The 17,533-nt window shown below is 64.2% G+C and carries 17 protein-coding genes; 8 read left to right on the top strand and 9 right to left on the bottom strand.

Annotated features, from left to right (window positions below; genetic code table 11):
- Positions 1-54: 54 nt before the first annotated feature.
- The 4 genes from ABZ677_RS03860 to ABZ677_RS03845 are packed head-to-tail and all read right to left on the bottom strand — an operon-like array spanning position 55 to position 3,434.
- Entirely contained in the window at positions 55-1,254 is a 1,200-nt protein-coding gene (locus tag ABZ677_RS03860) for an FAD-dependent monooxygenase (RefSeq protein WP_358366717.1), read from the bottom strand.
- Positions 1,247-1,834, bottom strand: a complete 588-nt coding sequence (locus ABZ677_RS03855) for an FAD-dependent monooxygenase (RefSeq protein ID WP_358366715.1) — start codon at positions 1,832-1,834, stop codon at positions 1,247-1,249. The genes ABZ677_RS03860 and ABZ677_RS03855 overlap by 8 nt, the downstream gene beginning before the upstream one ends.
- The gene (locus ABZ677_RS03850) at positions 1,831-2,757 is read right to left on the bottom strand and encodes a fumarylacetoacetate hydrolase family protein (protein ID WP_358366713.1); all 927 of its coding nucleotides are present in this window, start codon (positions 2,755-2,757) and stop codon (positions 1,831-1,833) included. Before ABZ677_RS03850 ends, ABZ677_RS03855 begins: the two co-directional genes overlap by 4 nt.
- A gap of 41 nt (positions 2,758-2,798) precedes the next feature.
- Positions 2,799-3,434, bottom strand: coding sequence for a VOC family protein (locus tag ABZ677_RS03845; protein ID WP_358366711.1), 636 nt, complete (start codon positions 3,432-3,434; stop codon positions 2,799-2,801).
- A 118-nt stretch (positions 3,435-3,552) separates the two neighbouring features.
- Between ABZ677_RS03845 and ABZ677_RS03840 the strand changes: the two genes are divergently transcribed.
- The gene (locus ABZ677_RS03840) at positions 3,553-4,182 is read left to right on the top strand and encodes a TetR/AcrR family transcriptional regulator (protein ID WP_358366709.1); all 630 of its coding nucleotides are present in this window, start codon (positions 3,553-3,555) and stop codon (positions 4,180-4,182) included.
- Positions 4,183-4,449: 267 nt separating this feature from the next.
- Entirely contained in the window at positions 4,450-6,798 is a 2,349-nt protein-coding gene (locus tag ABZ677_RS03835) for a pyruvate dehydrogenase (RefSeq protein WP_358366707.1), read from the top strand.
- Between the two features lie 126 nt (positions 6,799-6,924).
- On the opposite strand, the gene ABZ677_RS03830 is transcribed toward ABZ677_RS03835, so the two are convergent.
- Positions 6,925-7,356 carry an SRPBCC family protein gene (locus ABZ677_RS03830; RefSeq protein ID WP_358366705.1) on the bottom strand — a complete coding sequence of 144 codons (432 nt, stop codon included), beginning with the start codon at positions 7,354-7,356 and terminating at the stop codon, positions 6,925-6,927.
- A gap of 140 nt (positions 7,357-7,496) precedes the next feature.
- Here ABZ677_RS03830 and ABZ677_RS03825 point away from each other — a divergent pair, with 140 nt between their 5' ends.
- Positions 7,497-8,699 (top strand): oxidoreductase, encoded by a 1,203-nt coding sequence (locus ABZ677_RS03825; protein WP_358366703.1) that lies wholly within the window; start codon positions 7,497-7,499, stop codon positions 8,697-8,699.
- A gap of 70 nt (positions 8,700-8,769) precedes the next feature.
- Complete coding sequence (locus tag ABZ677_RS03820; protein ID WP_358366702.1) at positions 8,770-9,435, top strand: TetR family transcriptional regulator; 666 nt, start codon at positions 8,770-8,772, stop codon at positions 9,433-9,435.
- A gap of 12 nt (positions 9,436-9,447) precedes the next feature.
- Here the strand turns inward: ABZ677_RS03820 and ABZ677_RS03815 are convergent, their stop codons facing one another.
- Together ABZ677_RS03815 and ABZ677_RS03810 are read right to left on the bottom strand one after the other, a co-directional pair.
- Positions 9,448-10,203 (bottom strand): TspO/MBR family protein, encoded by a 756-nt coding sequence (locus tag ABZ677_RS03815; protein ID WP_358366700.1) that lies wholly within the window; start codon positions 10,201-10,203, stop codon positions 9,448-9,450.
- Between the two features lie 52 nt (positions 10,204-10,255).
- Complete coding sequence (locus ABZ677_RS03810) at positions 10,256-10,888, bottom strand: TetR/AcrR family transcriptional regulator (RefSeq protein WP_358366699.1); 633 nt, start codon at positions 10,886-10,888, stop codon at positions 10,256-10,258.
- Between the two features lie 44 nt (positions 10,889-10,932).
- Between ABZ677_RS03810 and ABZ677_RS03805 the strand changes: the two genes are divergently transcribed.
- The 3 genes from ABZ677_RS03805 to ABZ677_RS03795 are packed head-to-tail and all read left to right on the top strand — an operon-like array spanning position 10,933 to position 14,261.
- Positions 10,933-12,117, top strand: a complete 1,185-nt coding sequence (locus ABZ677_RS03805) for an oxygenase MpaB family protein (RefSeq protein WP_358366697.1) — start codon at positions 10,933-10,935, stop codon at positions 12,115-12,117.
- Positions 12,118-12,156: 39 nt separating this feature from the next.
- Entirely contained in the window at positions 12,157-13,377 is a 1,221-nt protein-coding gene (locus tag ABZ677_RS03800; RefSeq protein WP_358366695.1) for a lipase family protein, read from the top strand.
- A gap of 14 nt (positions 13,378-13,391) precedes the next feature.
- Positions 13,392-14,261 (top strand): alpha/beta fold hydrolase, encoded by an 870-nt coding sequence (locus ABZ677_RS03795; protein ID WP_358366693.1) that lies wholly within the window; start codon positions 13,392-13,394, stop codon positions 14,259-14,261.
- Between the two features lie 20 nt (positions 14,262-14,281).
- Here ABZ677_RS03795 and ABZ677_RS03790 read toward each other — a convergent pair whose 3' ends face one another.
- Positions 14,282-15,451, bottom strand: a complete 1,170-nt coding sequence (locus ABZ677_RS03790; RefSeq protein ID WP_358366691.1) for a thiolase family protein — start codon at positions 15,449-15,451, stop codon at positions 14,282-14,284.
- A gap of 93 nt (positions 15,452-15,544) precedes the next feature.
- On the opposite strand from ABZ677_RS03790, the gene ABZ677_RS03785 reads away from it, so the two are divergent.
- Positions 15,545-16,012: a helix-turn-helix domain-containing protein gene (locus ABZ677_RS03785; protein WP_358366689.1), complete on the top strand. Its 468-nt coding sequence runs from the start codon at positions 15,545-15,547 to the stop codon at positions 16,010-16,012.
- A 387-nt stretch (positions 16,013-16,399) separates the two neighbouring features.
- Here ABZ677_RS03785 and ABZ677_RS03780 read toward each other — a convergent pair whose 3' ends face one another.
- A complete protein-coding gene (locus ABZ677_RS03780; protein ID WP_358366687.1) occupies positions 16,400-17,512 on the bottom strand; it encodes a fused (3R)-hydroxyacyl-ACP dehydratase subunits HadA/HadB in 1,113 nt (370 codons plus the stop codon).
- Between the last annotated feature and the right edge of the window lie 21 nt (positions 17,513-17,533).

Genomic DNA, 17,533 nt, shown 5'->3' with positions numbered 1-17,533 from the left:
ACTCTAGCGGGACGCACTCGCGGCCATACCGGGTTCGATCGACTCGTGTCCGGGCTATGTCACGGCAGTGAAGTAGCGATTCCACTGAGTGGTCAGAAAACGTTCGAGTTCCGAACCGGCAGCAGGCGCCGAACCTGCCGTACGCCACGCAACATGTCCGTCGGGTCGCACGAGCACTGCTCCGACGTCGCCGACCTCGTACAGGTCGATCAGTCGGCGCCGCTCGGTGCCCGACGGCGCGTCGATCGCAACCGTGATCACCCCGGGCCCGCTCGCTGCGAGCTTCGAGACCACCGAAGCCCACTCGTGACCGGCAAACGTCAACAGCGTCAACCTGTTCGGATCCAGAGCGTCGTGCGCGTCCACGAGCGTGCCGTCCACCGACAGCACCGCATGCGGAAGGCGGGCACCCGGATAGGTGGTGGGCGCGTAGTCGACCACGTCCTCGGCAGGCGTGCTCGACGGGTCCTGCGCGATCAGCGGACCGGCGTAGAGGTAGCCGAACTGCAGGCCGGTCGACACGAAGTGCTCGACTTGGAGCGGAATGGCGTCGGCGATCTGCTGGCGGAGTCGAGCCGATCCGGCGACCTTCGGGTCCAACCGGCGTGAGCGGCTCATCTGCTTCCGCGTGGCCGCGGCCGCGAGCGGGGCGACGAAACGACCGGGGATCTTGTTCATCGGTGCACGGCCCATCGCTGTGGTGGCCTTGGCCAGCATGACGTTGGTGATGCCTACTTTCTTGCCGATGGCGTCCATCCGAAAGTGGTTGTCCACACTCTGTTTCGCGAACTTCTTCACCACCGGGCGGCGTTCCGTGTCGTAGGTGTCCAGCAGTGAGTCCGACGCGGCTCCCGACAGGACTGCGTCGAGCTTCCAGGCAATGTTGTGCGCGTCTTGCACTCCCGAGTTGAGTCCGAAGCCGCCGGTATGCGGGAACCGATGCGCAGCGTCGCCGAGCAAGAGCAACCGATCACGGCGGAAGTTATCGGCGGTCTGCGAGGTCATGACCCACGTACCTGTCGATTCCAACTCGAAGTCGTGGCCGTTCAACACCTTCGGCAACGTCTCGGCCCAGAACTGCCTACCGCTGCGCGCAATCTCCTGGTCGGGATGCAGATACGCCGTCATCAGAATGTATCGATGATCGGCGTGGGCGATGAGCACCCCGCACAGCTCGGGCGTGTAGACCCAGCTCAGCAACGGCCGCGCGTCGTCGGGAAAGAGAGTCTTCGACGTGAAGAAGGCGCTACCCAATGTTTGCCAGAACCGGCCCGGACAAGGAGATTCCGGCCGCATCACGAGTCGCGCTGTTCGCGCCGTCGCACGCGAGCACGTACTGGGCCCGTATCTCGGAGGAATGCCCAGTCGCCGTGACGAGGACACCGTCCACGGCCGGGTCGACCGACCGTACGTCGACGCCGCGACGAAAATCGACCAACGGCTCCGCCTCGATCGCGTCCCACAACACCGGCATCAGAATGTGCTGGCCGATGTGCGAGACCATGAACGGGCTCTGGCTCTCGACGATTGCCTTGCGCTCGGGGTCCGAGAGCAGGTCGATCGAACCGATGGCCTCGTCCGCGAGATTGCCGTACCAGCTGATCAGGTTGACGGTCTCGTGCGGCGGCGACATCGCAGCGATCGACTTCGCCAGCTCCGGGCTGTATTCGTTCCAGATCTCGAGGGTGCGGGCATTGATTACATGCGCGGCCGGATGGAACAGTGGTTTCTCACGACGCTCGAGAACCACACTCCGGATACCCCTGCGAGCCAACAGAAGTGCAGCAGTGGTTCCAGCAGGCCCCGCCCCGATGACGACGACGGGTGCGGTCATCGAACCACAGTCCTCTGGGTGCCCAAATCGATTGCGCTATCGGCGGTCCGGATTCCGGCCGTGACAACATCGTCCACCGAGAGGTACTTGGGGTTCTTCGCCTGGCGCGCGAAGAAGAACTTCCACTTGAGGGCAGGCGGAATCAGCTCACCGATTTTCTGCACGAACTTGGGCGGTGCGGAAATGGCTGTGCCGATGGGCGTTCCGGTCAACAGCACATCGCCGGCCGTCATGTTCTGGAACCTGGCCAACCTGGTCAGCGCCTCGGCGGGCGGAGTGATCAGGTCGTTGCCGATCGTCTGGTCCTGACGCGTCTCACCGTTGACGGCCAACGTCATGTGCAGCTCGGGAATGCGACGAAGTTCGTCGTTGTCGAGAAGCACCAACCGCGGACCGAGTGGCGTGAACGTGGGATACGACTTGCTCTCGTACACCTGCACTTTGGTCAACTGGATCTCACGAGCAGAGACGTCGTTGGCCACGACCACACCGGCCACGTAGTCGGAGAGGTTGTCGTCGGTGACCGTCGTACCGATCGGGATCTCGGCACCGATGACGATTCCGAGTTCGATCTCGTAATCGAGCAGAGCGACCTCGGGCGGCTGACGAATGGGATCGAACGGGCCACTGATCGAGGCCGACGACTTGCGGAAGAACGTGGGCTGCAGAGTCTTCGGGTCGGACCCGGCGTCGATGGCATGCGACCGATAGTTGAGCAGCTGCGCCACCACACGACACGGGGCCGTGATCGGAGAGACGAGCTCGAGCTCGCCGACACTCGTTGCCGCGCCCGATGCACCGGTGATGGCACCGCGGTCGGCGAGAAGTTCGCGGGTGGTCTCGGCCGTCGTGTCGATACGGATCGCACGGTCGCCGTCGAGACGCCACCAACCATCGACTGTTCGAACTACGTTGACAGACATGTGATTCTCTCTCCCCCTTGTTGGATCAGCAGCTGATTCGGTCACAGAGTTTTCGGCGTGATGGTCTTCTTGTTCGCGACGACCGGATGCCCTGGCCGAGTTCCGGCCTCGCGTCGGCGAAGCTCCTCGTGGGGTACGCCGTTGCGCAGCTGACTGAGCAGGTAATCGGGGTCGATGTTGACGCCGATGGGGTTCTCGGCGAACTCCTCGGTGAAGAAGAACGCCGCGGTGTTCTCCGCGTCGAAGTTCTCGACCTGGAACTCGAGACGCACCCCATCGGGATCCTCGTAGTAGAGCGAGATCGTCGGTCCGTGATTGATCGACCACACCGGGAGGATGCCCAACCTCTTGAGTCGGACGTAGTTCTCCAGCAGTCGTTCGAGTGAGATGAACGTCAACGCGATGTGGTCGATTCCGTAGGCCTTGCGCCGGAACTTGGCGAACGGGAACAGGAACCTGACGGGCTTCGGCACTGCGATGATCGCCAACCGGTGAGACTCGTCGTCCCAGGTCAGAAATGTGATTCCCTCGTCCTGGTAGACGATCTCGGCACCGAAGACCTTGCCGTACCACCGCACCATTTCCTCGGTGCGAGCGGACTTGACCACCCAGTGGGCGATGAGATCGGGCGCGACCCTCGGCGCTTTCCGACTCCCTGCATCCTGCGTCGTACTCATCGAACGACCTTTCTTCGGACCAGCTGTATGTGACCGACGCTACGTCCACTTTGACTATCAGTCAAGAATTTGAACGACGGTCAGGAACGCTCGCTCGAGGTGCGCTAATGTCGGATCGGTGTCGACCAACCCGCCTCCCGGAGCCGAGCGGTCCCATCGCGCCCGCCCTCGGGTGGACCGTCGCCAGGCCCTGATCGACGCCGCGATCGAACTACTGGCCGAGGGCAACAGCGCCGATATCAGCGCAGCGGCCATATCGCGTCGCGCTGGGGTGGCCCACGGGCTGCTGTTCTACTACTTCACCGACAAACAGGGACTCGTCGCGGCAGCGCTGGCCGACGTCCTGGCGAAACTGGCCGAATTCCAGGAGCCCGAAGCCGGTGAGCAATCCGTGCGGGCTCGGGTGGAAGGTTTCGTACGACGCCACATCGAGTTCCTCGAACGTCACCGCGCCCTCTATGTCCGGGTGATCCGTGAGGGAGAATTGGGCGACTCCGTCGTCGAAGACGCCGTCCGGGAAGCCCGCACGGAGGGCGCTCGACAGGTGGCAGCCCTCGCCGAGCTCTCGGAACCCTTGTCTCCGTTGCAGAGTGCCGCCATCTCCGGGTGGACCGGCTTTCTCGACCGGACTGCCGACGCGTACTTCGACACCCCCGATCTCGAACTCGACGCGGTGGTCGAATTGGTCGTCGACACGTTCGAGGCTGTCGTGGCAGCAACACACTCTCGTCCGGACTGGGAAGATTGAGGTCAGGACGACCAAGGTTCGGCCCATCACCGAACTCGAATTGATCAATCTGCATCATTTCTGCCGCAGCACTTGCGCAACAAGGGAAGCGGCTGGTCCACTGTCCCCCATCGCAGCTCAGTTGCACCCTTCCGGCGATTCGCAACCCGAACGCCCGCCCGGACCACAGGACCACACTCGGTCCCGCGTCGTCCGCTCTTCTCGCGTGCCCTTCGGCCTCGGCCGGCATCAGGACGTTCTTCATCGTCGACTCAGGAGCCAACTGTCATGACCAGCATCAGCCCCGCCGACCGCCGTTCGTCTACCGGGGACGGCGAAGACCTGCACGACATCGCGCAGCGCGTGCTGTGGCTGTCGACATCGATGATTCACCACGCCAACCGGATTCGGCCCAACTCGACCGGGCTGAAGGTCGGCGGACACCAGGCATCCTGCGCCTCGATGGTCTCGATCATGACGTCGCTGTGGTTCGAGCAGTTGCAGCCCGGTGACCGCGTCTCGGTCAAGCCCCACGCCTCACCGGTGCTGCACGCGATCAACTACCTACTCGGCGAGCTGGACGAGAAGTATCTGACGACGCTCCGTGCCTACGGCGGTCTGCAGTCCTACCCGTCGCGCTCGAAGGACCCCGATACCGTCGACTACTCGACCGGCTCGGTGGGAATCGGTGCCACTGCACCGATCTGGGGTGCGATGTCGCGACGCTTCGTAGAGGACCGGTTCGGCCCGGACGACTCCCCACGAACCGGGTTCAGCGGACGCCAGTACTCACTGGTCGGTGACGCCGAGCTCGACGAAGGTGCCGTGTGGGAAGCGATCATCGACCCGGGAATCGCAGAACTCGGCGAGATCGTCTGGATAGTCGACCTCAACCGCCAGTCCCTCGATCGCGTCGTGCCGAACATCGCCGCCCGCCGTCTCGAGAAGATGTTCGACGCTGCAGGCTGGCAGGTCATCACCGTCAAGTTCGGCCGACTGCTCGAAGACCTGTTCGCTCGACCCGGTGGCGATGCTCTACGCACCCGAATCCTGGACATGCCGAACCCCGAGTACCAACGCCTGCTGCGCTGCACGGCGGACGAAGTGCGCACCAGACTCCCCGGATCGGGACCGGATGCCACGACGATCGCGGACCTGATCGCCGACCTCGACGACACCGTGTTGACCGAGTCGATCCGCAACCTGGGCGGACACGATCTGGATGCGTTGCGCGAGGCCTACTCTCACATCGACGACACCCGGCCGACGGTGATCGTCGCGTACACGGTCAAGGGCTTCGGACTGCCCACTCAGGGACATCCGCAGAATCACTCCTCGCTGCTCACCGTCGACGAGTACGCCGAGCTCGCACGCACTCTCGAGCTGGATCCCGCTGCGCCCTGGGGCCGCTTCGACGACGACAGCGCACCGGGACGACTGTGCAACGCCACCGCGGAACGGCTACGCCGCGAACCGGTTCCGGCGTCCACTCCCCCTGCCGTTCCCACCGACATCGGCCGCACACCGAAGGGCACCGCCACCACTCAGGCGGCCCTGGGCCGCACGCTGATCGACCTCACTCGCGAGGCCCCGGAAGCGGCGAAAAGGGTTGTCACAGTGAGCCCCGACGTCAGCTCCACCACCAATCTCGGCGGCTGGGTCAACAAGGTCGGCGTGTGGTCCTCGTCCGATCGGCACGACTGGTTCGGTGACGACGCCGAAACGATCATGCACTGGCGCGAAGGACCGTCCGGTCAGCACATGGAACTCGGCATCGCCGAGACCAACCTCGTGGGGCTGATGGGCGAACTCGGTGCCACGTGGAGCCGATGGGGACAGCCACTGTTCCCGATCGGCGTCATGTACGACCCATTCGTCGAACGCGCCCTCGAGCCGTGGTCGTACGGCATCTATGCCGGCGGCCAGTCGATCCTCGTCGGCACTCCGTCCGGAGTCACCCTGGCCGCGGAAGGCGGTGCACACCAATCGATCAAGACGCCGTCCATCGGTCTCGAACAGCCCGGCTGCATCAGCTACGAACCCGCATTCGCCATCGACGTCGAATGGACCCTGCTCGCCAGCATCGCGCGTCTGGGCCGGCCCGACGGAACCTCGGCATACCTACGGTTGTCGACGCGACCCGTCGACCAGTCGAAGGCCGACGTTCCCACCGACCCGGCGGCCCGGGAACGCAGGCGTCGCCAGGTGGTTGCCGGCGGATATCCGCTGGTGCGTCGAGACGGTGCGACGGTGACCATCGCGGCAATGGGAGCCGTGATCACCGAAGCACTCGAGGCCGCCGAGCGATTGAGCAAGGTCGGCGTGATCGCGGACGTTCTGTGCATCACCAGCCCGGGCGAGCTCTACCGCGCCCTGCAAGCCAGGCAAGGACGCGGTGTCGGTGAGTCGTGGATTCTCGATCAGCTGCTCCCCGCGGATCGGGCGACACCGATGGTGACCGTGCTCGACGGTCACCCGCACACTCTCGCGTTCCTCGCCACCGTCAACCGAGTGGCCTCGACGTCGTTGGGAGTGAGCAACTTCGGGCAGGTCGGATCACTCGACGAGGTGTACAAGCACCACAAGATCGATACCGACTCCATCGTCGGTGCCGCACTCGATGTCACCGATCACTGACGCCGACCCATCGAGCATACGAAAGCAGCCATGACAGCGACGCGGGAAATCTGACCATCACCGCGGTTCCGACCGAAAATTACACATAGCGATCGCCCCGCTCGCGAGAGCGGGGCGATCGACGCTTCACGCGAGGTACTCCGCGAGTCCGTTCAGGGTGGCGGTGAGCTTCTTCTTGAAGGTGCCCTGCAGCGCCTTGCCCACCACTCCGAACAACAGCGGACTGGTCACCCCCAGCTCGAGGGTGACGTCAGTACCGCTGCCGCGAGCGGCGCAGTTCATCGTCAGCCGAATCTTCGATCCGGTGGATCCGGCACCCACCAGGACCAATTCCTCCGGCGCACGCAGACTTTCGACCTGGAACTCGATGGTGTCGATAATGCTGGCGATCTTGATCTTCTCGACCATGGTCGACCCGACCTCGAGGTCCCTCGGAGGCGTCTCCACCCATTCCTCGTGTAGCGCATGCCACTTCTCGAAGGTGCTGACGTCGGACAGTGTTGCCCACACCTTGTCCTGCGAGGCGGGCAGCTCCTGCGTCATGGTGATGTTCAGCATCCGGTTTCCTTCGTTCGACAACGGCGTGCCCACAACTACGCCATACGATTGATCGGAAGTCAATGTTGACCTCAAGTCAAGAACCGCCTAGTTTCATGAGACACGCCTCACAGGCTGGGGGCCGAACCGAAAGAAGAGTCATGACAACGACCGAAACGCTGTCCGTTGACACCGCCGCCGATGTAGTTGCCAACCTTCGGGCTCTCGTACCCGACCTGAAGGCCGGAGCTGCCGAGAACGAGAAGGCACGACGCCTGTCCGAGGACACCGTCGACGCCCTCCGCCGCGCGGGCGCATTCCGAGTCGCAGCACCGGCGAAGTTCGGGGGACTCGAAACCGATCTACGCACCATGCTCGACGTCTCGGCGATCATCGCCGAAGGTGACGCGGGCGCATCCTGGGTCACCACCCTGTCCAACGTGAACAACTGGGCCGTAGGGCTTTACAGCGACGACGCTCAGGCCGAGATCTACGCGAACGGGCCGGACGCAGTCATTGCCGGCGTCGTCACTCCCGGCGGCGCCGCCCGCAAGGTCGAGGGCGGCTACCGTCTCACGGGCACGTGGCCCTACGCCTCGGCCAGCCTGCACTCGGAGTGGTTCACAGGCGGAATCATCATCAACGACGAAGACGGCGACATGCTGGACCAGGGCATGGCATTGCTGCCTCGCTCGGACTACCGCATCGACGACACCTGGTACGTGGCCGGCATGCGCGCCTCCGGCAGCAACACCGTCATCGCGGACGACGTGTTCGTCCCCGAACACCGCATGCTCTCGATGATTCCGGCGTTCAGCGGTGCCAACGTGGCAGAACGTACAGACTCCGCGTTCGCTCGCTCGGCCTTCGGTCCCATGCTCGTCATGGTGCTCGTCGGACCGCAGCTCGGAATGGGCCGTGCTGCGGTCGAACTCGTTCGAACGAAGGCGTCACAGAAGGCCCTGGCCTACACCACGTACGACCGGCAGGCCGACTCGGTGGCCTTCCAGATGATGCTCGCCGAAGCCGCACTGAAGGTCGACACTGCACACCTGCATGCGTACCGCGCGGCAGAGGACGTCAAGCGGTGGGCCGAAGCCGGCGAGTACCCGGACCTGCTCTCGCGCGCTCGTGTTCGCGGCGACGCAGCCGTTGCACTGCGCAGCATCAATGAGGCGCTCAACATCCTCATGGACGCCACCGGGGCCGGGGCCTTCGCCGATGTCAATGCACTGCAGCGTATTTGGCGCGATTCCAACGTCGGTGCCCGCCACGCCGTCATGCTCCCGCGAGTGTCGATCGAAACCTACGGCAAGGCACTCCTCGGCTTCGACCTTCATGACCACATCACGCCGATCATCTGACGAGGACCTAGTCTTGTAGCGAACCGTGGGTAGCCGCCGAGCGGGGACGCCGAGACAGAGGGGACTCGAGGTGCCGAATCGATCCACCGAGCCGGTTGCCCGGGCCACCCGGGCAACCGCTCGAGCCGCAGAAACCCGTCAGCGAATGATCGATGCGGCAGTCGCCCTGTTCGCAGAATCCGACTACGACAAGGTGGGCGTAGCCGACATCGTGGAATCGGCGGATGTGGCGCACGGCTTGCTGTTCCACTACTTCGGCAACAAGCGAGGCATCTACCTCGCGTCGATGCGGGCCACGGCCTCCGCGATGTCCCAGGCGTTCGCGGACATCCCCGATTCGACACCCGACGTTCAGATACGGGCCGCTCTGACCAGCCATCTCGAGTACCTGCGCGTGCACCGCGGCCTGGCGCTCCGAATGGTGCTGGGCGGCAGAGGTGCCGATCCCGAAGCCTGGGAAGTATTCGAAGGTGCCCGCACCGCAGTGCTGGAGGCGGCGGCCACCCGGCTCGGACTGGACCCGGAGAACACCGGTGTCAGGCTGGTCGGTCGAAGCATCGTCGCCGCCATCGACGGTGCAACGGCCCGATGGCTCGAAGAGGACGTCCGCATCGACGTAGAGCAGATGGTCGAGTGGCTGGTACACCTCATCGTTGCGTGCCTGAGCACCGCGCCGGTTCTCGATCCCACGCTGCAGGTCGACAAAGCCGTCGCATTGCTTCGAGGATCGGACTAGGTCGCGGGGGGATCACGCCACCGAGACCGACCTTCGCTCACGGATCCGTGTTCCTACCGTTGCGAGTGCGACCACCACGGCCGCGAGAACCGCTGTCCAGCCGACGGTCGTGTCGACCACCTCACCGGCGAGGCGGCCCTGAGCCAACCATCCCAGTCCCCAGACGATCGCCAGCATCGGTGCGACCGCACCACCGGAGTACTGAGCCAGAAACACCCCGACACCGGCTGCTACGACGAGCACGATGATCGCCCATACCGTTGCGCCACTGGTGAATCCGAGACTCACCAGCCATGCGGAGACATTCGCGATGGTCGCCACACACACCCACCCGAGGTACACACCCATCGTGCCGTCGGTGATCACCGCATCGACGACGCCCTCCGGTCGATGCTGCTGCATCAGCACGAAGACGCGGACGAGTACCGCCAGCAGTGCGACGATGACGATCACGCTCAGCCACAACTGCCCGATCTGAATCACGAGAATCCACGCCGGATTGAGCAACATCGAGGCGACGATCGGTGCGCGCAACGCGTCGTGGCGGGCGGTGCGGCCTGGTAGGTACTGCCAGACGGCGTAGGCGATGAGCCCGGTGTAGATCACCGACCAGATCGAGAACGCAGGGCCGGCCGGTGCCACCAACGTGGACGTGGCACTCAGCGCCCCACCTGCCGCCTCGGCAATCGGCGTCCCGATCCACGCACCCGACCCGAGGAACGACACCACGACTGCCACGACCGCACTGACGACGACCACGATTTTCATAGCAGCACTGATCCCCCGAATTCGGCGGTCGCAAACACCCCTGCCGGGTTTGCTAGCCCGCATCGGCACCCTCGAATGCGGCAAGCAACATTCGAGCCGTCGTGGCCACCAACATCGTTCGGTCCGAACCCGCGGGTCTGAACAACGCCACCCTCATGCACAGGCTCGCGGTGGCACCCATCGTCAGGAACACGAGATCGTCGAGGACGTCGTCGTCGAGATCGGGTCGGATTCGGGTGGGCATGATGCGCGCGAGGGGCAGCAGTGGACGTTCGATGTCCTTCCATTGGCCACCCAGTTCCGAGCCTCCTGCTGCGAAGGCCGTCCGGACGACCGCCTCGTGTTCCTCGAACGCAGAAGTGAGGGTCTCGACGATGGTGACGATCGCGTCGGCCGGCGCTTGGTCCATCGCCCGTCCGATTCCGGTGGCCAGCCGCGTGGTGATGTCGTGGATCGTTGCGGTTCGCAGCTCGTCCATCACGGACTCGATGTCGGTGAAGTAGCGATAGACGGTGCCGATACTGACGTGCACGTGCCGTGCGAGCTGGTACGTCGTCGGGAGATAGCCGGGCTTCTTCTGCAAGAGCTCGATGGTCCCGGCCAACAGTCGAGCACGCATCTCGACGGCGCGTTGCTGCCGCGGAGTCGATCTCGGTCGCGGTGACGACGGGCGTCGAGCTGGCATGAAAGTGAATAGTAAGTGAGGAATTCTCGTGTTCCACTGAAAGTATGAATACTCGCGCTCCCACCGGGCTTGTTCGCGCAGACGACGCCGTCTCGATGCACGGCCAGGCGGGCCGCGAGTGGCTCGACGCGATGTGGCGAGCCGATCCACTCGCCGATCGAGTGCTGGACGAGGACTTCGGTTCTTCGTCGTCGACCGCCGCCGTCTCTGCCGCGCTCACGAACGGCATCGATCCCGACGCCCCGGCTGCGCTTCGAAAGCTGTTCGCATTTCTCGATTCCGAACCGGACTGGGTCGATCACGACCGCCTCGACCGCGCCGCCGACGCCCTCGTCCGCTACAGCGCGGTGATGGGGATCGTACTGGGAGCGGCGTCGCTGCTTCGCGGCGCAGAGAACTCCATTGCCGGCAAACCGCTGGCCATCACCGGACGGTACGTCTCGCAACCGGCAATCCGCTCCATCGAAGTAGGAAACTGGCTGCAGAAAGTCATCTCCCCGGGCGGAATGGCCAGGCACGGAGACGGATTCGCCTACACGGTGCGGGTGCGCATGATCCACGCCCACGTGCGACGGGGAATCCGACACCTCGGCACGTGGGACGACGACGCCTGGGGCGTGCCGATCCCGCAGCCGTACATGGCGTTCACGATCGCCGAGTTCGGCCACATCGCGCTCGACGCCATGCATCGGGTCGGCGTGCGCTTCACCGACCGAGAACTCGGGGACATCTACCACCTGTGGCGCTACGTCGGACATGTCGTCGGCGTCGACCACGAGCTCAACCCGATCGACGAATCGGACCACATCCGCATCGAGCAGCTGTACCGACTCACCTCCCCCGGCCCCAGCCAGGACGATCGGGACTTCGTCGCGGCCCTGACCGACGACTATCTGGTGCCCGAACTGGCCAACCTGCTACCCGGGCCTCGAAAGGCGACCCGCGCGGTGGCGTCGGCGACGATGTCTGCCCTGCAGCGCGTGCTGATCGGCGACGAGGCGTCGGACGATCTGCACATCCCGGCCACGTCGCTCACGCACGTCGTGTCGCTCGCCGGGCCGCTGCTTCCTCTGGTGAACCGAGCGCGCACGCTCCGTGCCGGCGGACCGGCCGAGCTGACGCGGCGGTCCTACCTCGTGCGCGACGAGGAGATGCAGCGCATGCGCGCGAGCTACCGGGTCACGCACGACTTGGTCGACGACGTCCACCGGACGCACTCGGTCGGTTGAGCCTGCCGATTCCCGCCCCGGTCTGGTAGACACGCGGGAGTGAATGCCATCAGTCGACCGAACCGAGCTCGACGCGTCGGAGCCGCACTCGCGGTGTCCAGCTGCGCGCTCGTCGGGTGCAGCTCCACGCCCGAGCCCGAGCCCGCGACCACGCCCGCCGAGACGACGACAGCACCGGCCCCGCAGTACGACTTCACGGGAGTGCCGGGCACCGTTCTCGATTCCGAGGATTTCGGCGATCGGTCGACAGCGCTCTCCGCCACCGGAGCCACGCTGTACCGATTCGTCTACGAGTCCACGTCGGGTGTCGACAATTCCCCCACGGCGGTCTCGGGAGTGGCAGCCGTTCCGGCAGGCACCCCGCCCGAGGGTGGTTGGCCGATCGTCGTCTACGGACACGGCACCACCGGAGTGCAGGCCGACTGCGGACCCACCCTGTATCCCGATCTGCTCGGCTATCAATTCGCGATTCAGGACTTCACCGAACTCGGATACGTCACCGTGCTGCCCGATTACCAGGGCCTGGGCACCGGCGGCGGCACCCACCCGTATCTGGAGCCGCGGACCTCGGGACACAACATGATCGACGCGGCCCGCGCGGCCACGAGCGCACTGCCCGATACGTCCACCCGCTGGGCCGCCGTCGGGTTGTCACAGGGCGGCCAAGCAGCCTGGGCGGCAAACGAACTCGCCGCCAGCTACGGCCAAGGCCTCGACCTGGTGGCATCGGTGTCGCTGTCGCCGCCGACGGATCTGAAGCCCCTGGTGCAGGCCGGAATGGACGGAACCCTCACCACACCGCAGAAAGAACTGATGCCCTCGGTGCTCTACGGTGCACAACAGGTCGACCCTGCCATCGATCCGAGGAACTACATGGGCAGCGTCGCCGAAGAGAACAACGAGCTCCTGCTCACCTGCTCGGGCGGAGACGTCGAAGGCAAGGAGCGAGCAGTCGCGGCGATGGCACCTGACGAGTTCGCTTCCAATTCAGCGCAATCCGAGCAACAGCTGCTCGACGTGATCGATCGCTACACACTTCCCCAGGTGCGAACCGAGGTACCGATGTTCGTGGCCTACGGCGCGAAGGACGACATCGTGCTCCCTCAGTGGACCGCCGAGGGAGTCCGAAAGGCCTGCGCCCTGGGTGATCCGATCGTTGCGCAGGAACAGCCCGAGCAGGGCCACGACGTCAGCGACGAAGCAGCCATGCAGTTCCTGGCTGCCTCGTTCGCAGGCCAATCGGTGCCGAGCACATGCTGACGACCGGCTCTTCGATGGAGAGAATCACCGAGTACACGCACGACGGTTTTGTGTTCGACGTCCTCGACCAGGGTCCGCTCGACGGCCCGATCGTGTTGCTGCTGCACGGATTTCCCGAGCGGGCATCGTCATGGTCCGCGGTGATGGCCATCCTGAACGAGCACGGATACCGCACTGTTGCACCGGATCAGCGTGGGTACTCACCACGGGCCCGGCCGAAGAGGCGTCGCGACTATCGCGTCGGAGCGTTGGTCGGCGATGTCGCCGCCTTGATGGAGGTGATCGGAAGACCGGTTCATCTCGTGGGACACGACTGGGGAGCGAACATCGCCTGGGTCACCGCAGGCCGACACCCTCGGCTCGTTGCATCGCTGACGGCGTTCTCGGTTCCGCACCCCGGCGCTTTCATGACCGGCTTGCTCACCTCGAAACAGATTCTGCACTCCTGGTACTTCGCGTTCTTCCAACTGCCGATACTGCCCGAGAAGTGGATGATGCGGCCCGGCGCACGGGCCGAGAAGTGGTACGAGCAAAGCGGAATGACCGAAGACGACCTCGAACGGACGAAGACGGAGATCGTCGACTACGGCGCACTGCCCTTCGCCGTCACCTGGTACCGGGGACTGCCGTTCTCGAATCCGAGCATCGGCCGCCTGCGCATCACCGTGCCGACGTCGATGGTCTGGAGTGACGGAGACACCTTCATCGGACGATCCGCCGTCGAGGGTGCGCAACGCTACGTCGATGCTACGTACACCTTGACGGTGTTACCCGATGTGTCGCACTGGATTCCGACCCAAGCACCGGATGCGGCAGCGGCAGCGATCCTGACCAACGCCGAACTCGCAGTTACGCAGGGCTTCGGGTCCGATTCGTCTGCATAACTGCGAGTTCGTCGAGGTACTTACAGGCGTTCGATGATGGTCGCGTTCGAGAGTCCTCCCGCTTCACACATCACCTGCAGGCCGAAGCGCTGCTCGCGTTCGGCCAGGGCGTGAACCATGGTCGTCATGATGCGCGCACCACTGCCGCCGAGGGGATGGCCGATCGCGATGGCCCCGCCGTTGACGTTGACCTTGCTCAGATCCGCGCCGGTCTCCTTGGCCCACGCGAGCACCACCGACGCAAAGGCCTCGTTCACCTCGAACAGGTCGATGTCGTTCATCGTCAACCCCGCTCTCGAGAGCACCTTCTTCGTGGCCGGGATGACGGCGGTCAGCATCATCAACGGATCGTCGCCGACCACGGCGAAGCTGTGCAGCCTGGCCATCGGCGTCAGGCCGAGCTCCTTCGCCTTCTCGCTGGTGGTAATCATGACCGCGGCGCTACCGTCGTTGATCTGACTTGCGTTGCCCGCGGTGATGTTCCAGCCGATCTGCGGGAATCGTGCCGCCATCGCCTCGTCGTAGTATGCGGGACGCAGTCCGGCCAACGCGTCGAGTGTGGATCCGGTACGGATGCCCTCGTCTCGGTCGAGCCCACGGATGGCGCTGATCTCCCGCTTGAAGCGCCCCTCTTCGGTTGCCGCCGCAGCCTTCGCGTGACTGGACAACGCGAACTCGTCCATCTCGGTGCGACTGATGCCCCATCGCGCAGCGATCAGTTCGGCGCTGATGCCCTGCGGCACAAGCCCCTCGGGATACCGCTCGGCGAATGCAACACCCGCAGGATCCTCGGTACCGATCAGGTTGGAGCCCATCGGAATACGGCTCATCGACTCCGAACCGGCAGCAACGGCCAGATCGTAAGCACCGGAGATCACACCCTGCGCGGCGAAATGTATTGCCTGCTGGCTACTTCCGCATTGCCGATCGACGGTGGTTGCGGGTACCGATTCCGGATAGCCCGCCGCCAGCGCCGCGCGCCGGGTCATATTCGACGCCTGATCACCCACTGCGGTGACGACGCCACCGATGACGTCATCGACCTGATTTGGATCTACCCCACTGCGCTGCAGCACTTCCCGCAGGCTGTGAGCCATCAGGTCGACTGGATGCTCGGGATGCAAAGTGCCGTTCGCTTTACCCCGCCCGACCGGAGTTCTGACTGCCTCGACGATGACTGCGTCTCTCATGACGGCTCCTTGTCCGATCGATCCGTTCCTATCGGATCGCTGACACCACCGTACGAGCTAGCTATAGTTTTGTAAAGTCAGTACTATCGTGGCATGCCCCTCAACATGGACGGCCCACTGTCCGACCTCGCCGCCTGGACGGCCGGAGATCGCTGCTCCATCGCACGCGCTCTGTCGGTGGTCGGCACCCGATCGACCATGTTGATCCTGCGCGAGGCGTTCTACGGCACGACGCGGTTCGACGATTTCAGCAGACGCGTGGGCATCACCGACGCCAGCAGCGCAGCCCGTCTCAAAGAACTCGTCGACGCGGGAATCTTCGTCAAACAGCCCTACCGCCCCGACAAAGGGCGAACGCGCTACGAGTACGTCCTGACGAAGATGGGAGAAGACCTTCTCCCCGTCGTACTTGGCCTCATGCAATGGGGCGACGAGTATCTACAGAACGACGACGGGCCGTTGAATGTGGTTGATAGGCAGGGCAATTCAGTTCACGTCCGCATCACCGACGACAATGGCTCGGAAGTGCCAATGAACGAGTTGCGAGTGCGCATCACGTAGCTGCGGTCATCCGAATCGAAGAAGCGCGTGCAGAGTCGACGCGACGCGCAACTCGCTGCCCATAGGCGTAAATACCGCTGCCACCCTGACGATCAGCTCCCCGCATTCGGATATCCGACGCCGATCGGAGTCAGAAATCCAAAACTGGGGAGCCGATCCGCGGCAGACGCCGAGGCTGAACACATCTACGCCCCTCGCATGAATTCACGCCCGCTACAGGGGGTGTGGATTGCAACGAGGGGCGTAAATACCGCTGCCACCCTGCCGATCAGCTCCCCGGATTCGGATACCCGACGCCGATCGGAGTCGGATCTCCAAAACTGAGGAGCCGATTCCCGGACAGGACAGCCGGGCACCGAGTGGTGTGGTTGAGTGCCGCCCAGGCACTCAGCCCAATTGCACTGTTGCCGTAGCGCGGTGACCGAAGATGCGCTTGCCCTCGAATGTCGCACCCAGTGAGATCACTGCAGTGCGTGTCGCTTCGTCCTTGGACTTGATCTTGCCGGTGAAGACGATTTCGGCGGCCTTGTGGGTGTCGACCGGGATAGGGGTGGTGAAGCGGACGGTGTAGTCCTTCACAGCGCCCGGGTCGCCGAGCCACTCGCTGATCCATCCGCCGCCGACACCCATCGTGAGCATGCCGTGGGCCAGCACGTTCTCGAGATCGATCAGCTTGGCGAACTTCTCGTCCCAGTGAATCGGGTTCGCGTCTCCGGCAACGCCTGCGTAGTTGACCAGGTCACCGCGGGTCAGGCGCACCGTGCGTGACGGCAGTTCGTCTCCGACGTTCACATCGTCGAACTTCTGCGTCGGCCGTCCCCGGTACTCCTCGATGATCAACGGTTCGTGTTGCTGCGGAGTGGACAGTGCGTCGTGCTCATTCGCCCCAGTATCGCCGGTGTCGGTCGCACCCAACATCACTATGTTGCGAGCCGCCTCGGCGATGGCCGGATCGATCTCGCCGGACCGACCGACGAGGAGCGTGGTGTACGTGGTCTGCACCAGTTCGTTCTTCTGATTGGACACGATGTTCTTGGTGACCATCATGTCGCGACCCATGACCGTCTTGAACGAATCGAGCGAGACGTCGCACGTCAGCTGATCGCCGGCGAGGATCGGCTTCTGGAACACCAGCACCTGATCGGTCTGCAGAATCTGGCTCAGGTCGTAGCCCTCGGCGATGGACTGAAGAAGCTTCTTCTGCGCGAGAGTGCCGACCAGCGACATGAACGTCAGAGGTGCGACGAGGGCACTGTGGCCCAGCTCTGCCGCGGCGTCGCCGTCCCAGTGGGCGGGGTGGAAGTCCTGGACGGCGCGGGCGTACTCACGGACCTTCTCGCGGCCCACCTCGTAGTAGTCCTCGGTGCGGTAGTGATAACCGACCATGCTCCGAGCATGTTCTGCCGGATCGAATGCTTCCCCGTCGGTTGCTGCCGCACCGGACTCCGCTACCTGCTCTGCCACTGTTGTCCCACCGTCTCGTACCCCACTGTTCACCATTACTGGAGCAACCTACCCAAC

The organism is Rhodococcus sp. NPDC006774 (genome assembly GCF_040636045.1).
Taxonomy (GTDB): Bacteria; Actinomycetota; Actinomycetes; order Mycobacteriales; family Mycobacteriaceae; genus Rhodococcoides.
Note: the sequence above shows the minus strand (reverse complement) of the source record. Positions and strands in the feature narration are given on the sequence as shown.

Excerpts from the sequence above, each read along its gene's own strand:
- ABZ677_RS03785 (WP_358366689.1), top strand. The coding sequence starts at position 15,545 with ATGCCCCTCAACATGGACGGCCCACTGTCCGACCTCGCCGCCTGGACG.
- ABZ677_RS03805 (WP_358366697.1), top strand. The coding sequence starts at position 10,933 with ATGAATACTCGCGCTCCCACCGGGCTTGTTCGCGCAGACGACGCCGTC.
- ABZ677_RS03825 (WP_358366703.1), top strand. The coding sequence starts at position 7,497 with ATGACAACGACCGAAACGCTGTCCGTTGACACCGCCGCCGATGTAGTT.
- ABZ677_RS03780 (WP_358366687.1), bottom strand. The coding sequence starts at position 17,512 with ATGGTGAACAGTGGGGTACGAGACGGTGGGACAACAGTGGCAGAGCAG.
- ABZ677_RS03810 (WP_358366699.1), bottom strand. The coding sequence starts at position 10,888 with ATGCCAGCTCGACGCCCGTCGTCACCGCGACCGAGATCGACTCCGCGG.
- ABZ677_RS03830 (WP_358366705.1), bottom strand. The coding sequence starts at position 7,356 with ATGCTGAACATCACCATGACGCAGGAGCTGCCCGCCTCGCAGGACAAG.
- ABZ677_RS03815 (WP_358366700.1), bottom strand. The coding sequence starts at position 10,203 with ATGAAAATCGTGGTCGTCGTCAGTGCGGTCGTGGCAGTCGTGGTGTCG.
- ABZ677_RS03850 (WP_358366713.1), bottom strand. The coding sequence starts at position 2,757 with ATGTCTGTCAACGTAGTTCGAACAGTCGATGGTTGGTGGCGTCTCGAC.
- ABZ677_RS03855 (WP_358366715.1), bottom strand. The coding sequence starts at position 1,834 with ATGACCGCACCCGTCGTCGTCATCGGGGCGGGGCCTGCTGGAACCACT.
- ABZ677_RS03835 (WP_358366707.1), top strand. The coding sequence starts at position 4,450 with ATGACCAGCATCAGCCCCGCCGACCGCCGTTCGTCTACCGGGGACGGC.
- ABZ677_RS03790 (WP_358366691.1), bottom strand. The coding sequence starts at position 15,451 with ATGAGAGACGCAGTCATCGTCGAGGCAGTCAGAACTCCGGTCGGGCGG.
- ABZ677_RS03795 (WP_358366693.1), top strand. The coding sequence starts at position 13,392 with ATGGAGAGAATCACCGAGTACACGCACGACGGTTTTGTGTTCGACGTC.
- ABZ677_RS03845 (WP_358366711.1), bottom strand. The coding sequence starts at position 3,434 with ATGAGTACGACGCAGGATGCAGGGAGTCGGAAAGCGCCGAGGGTCGCG.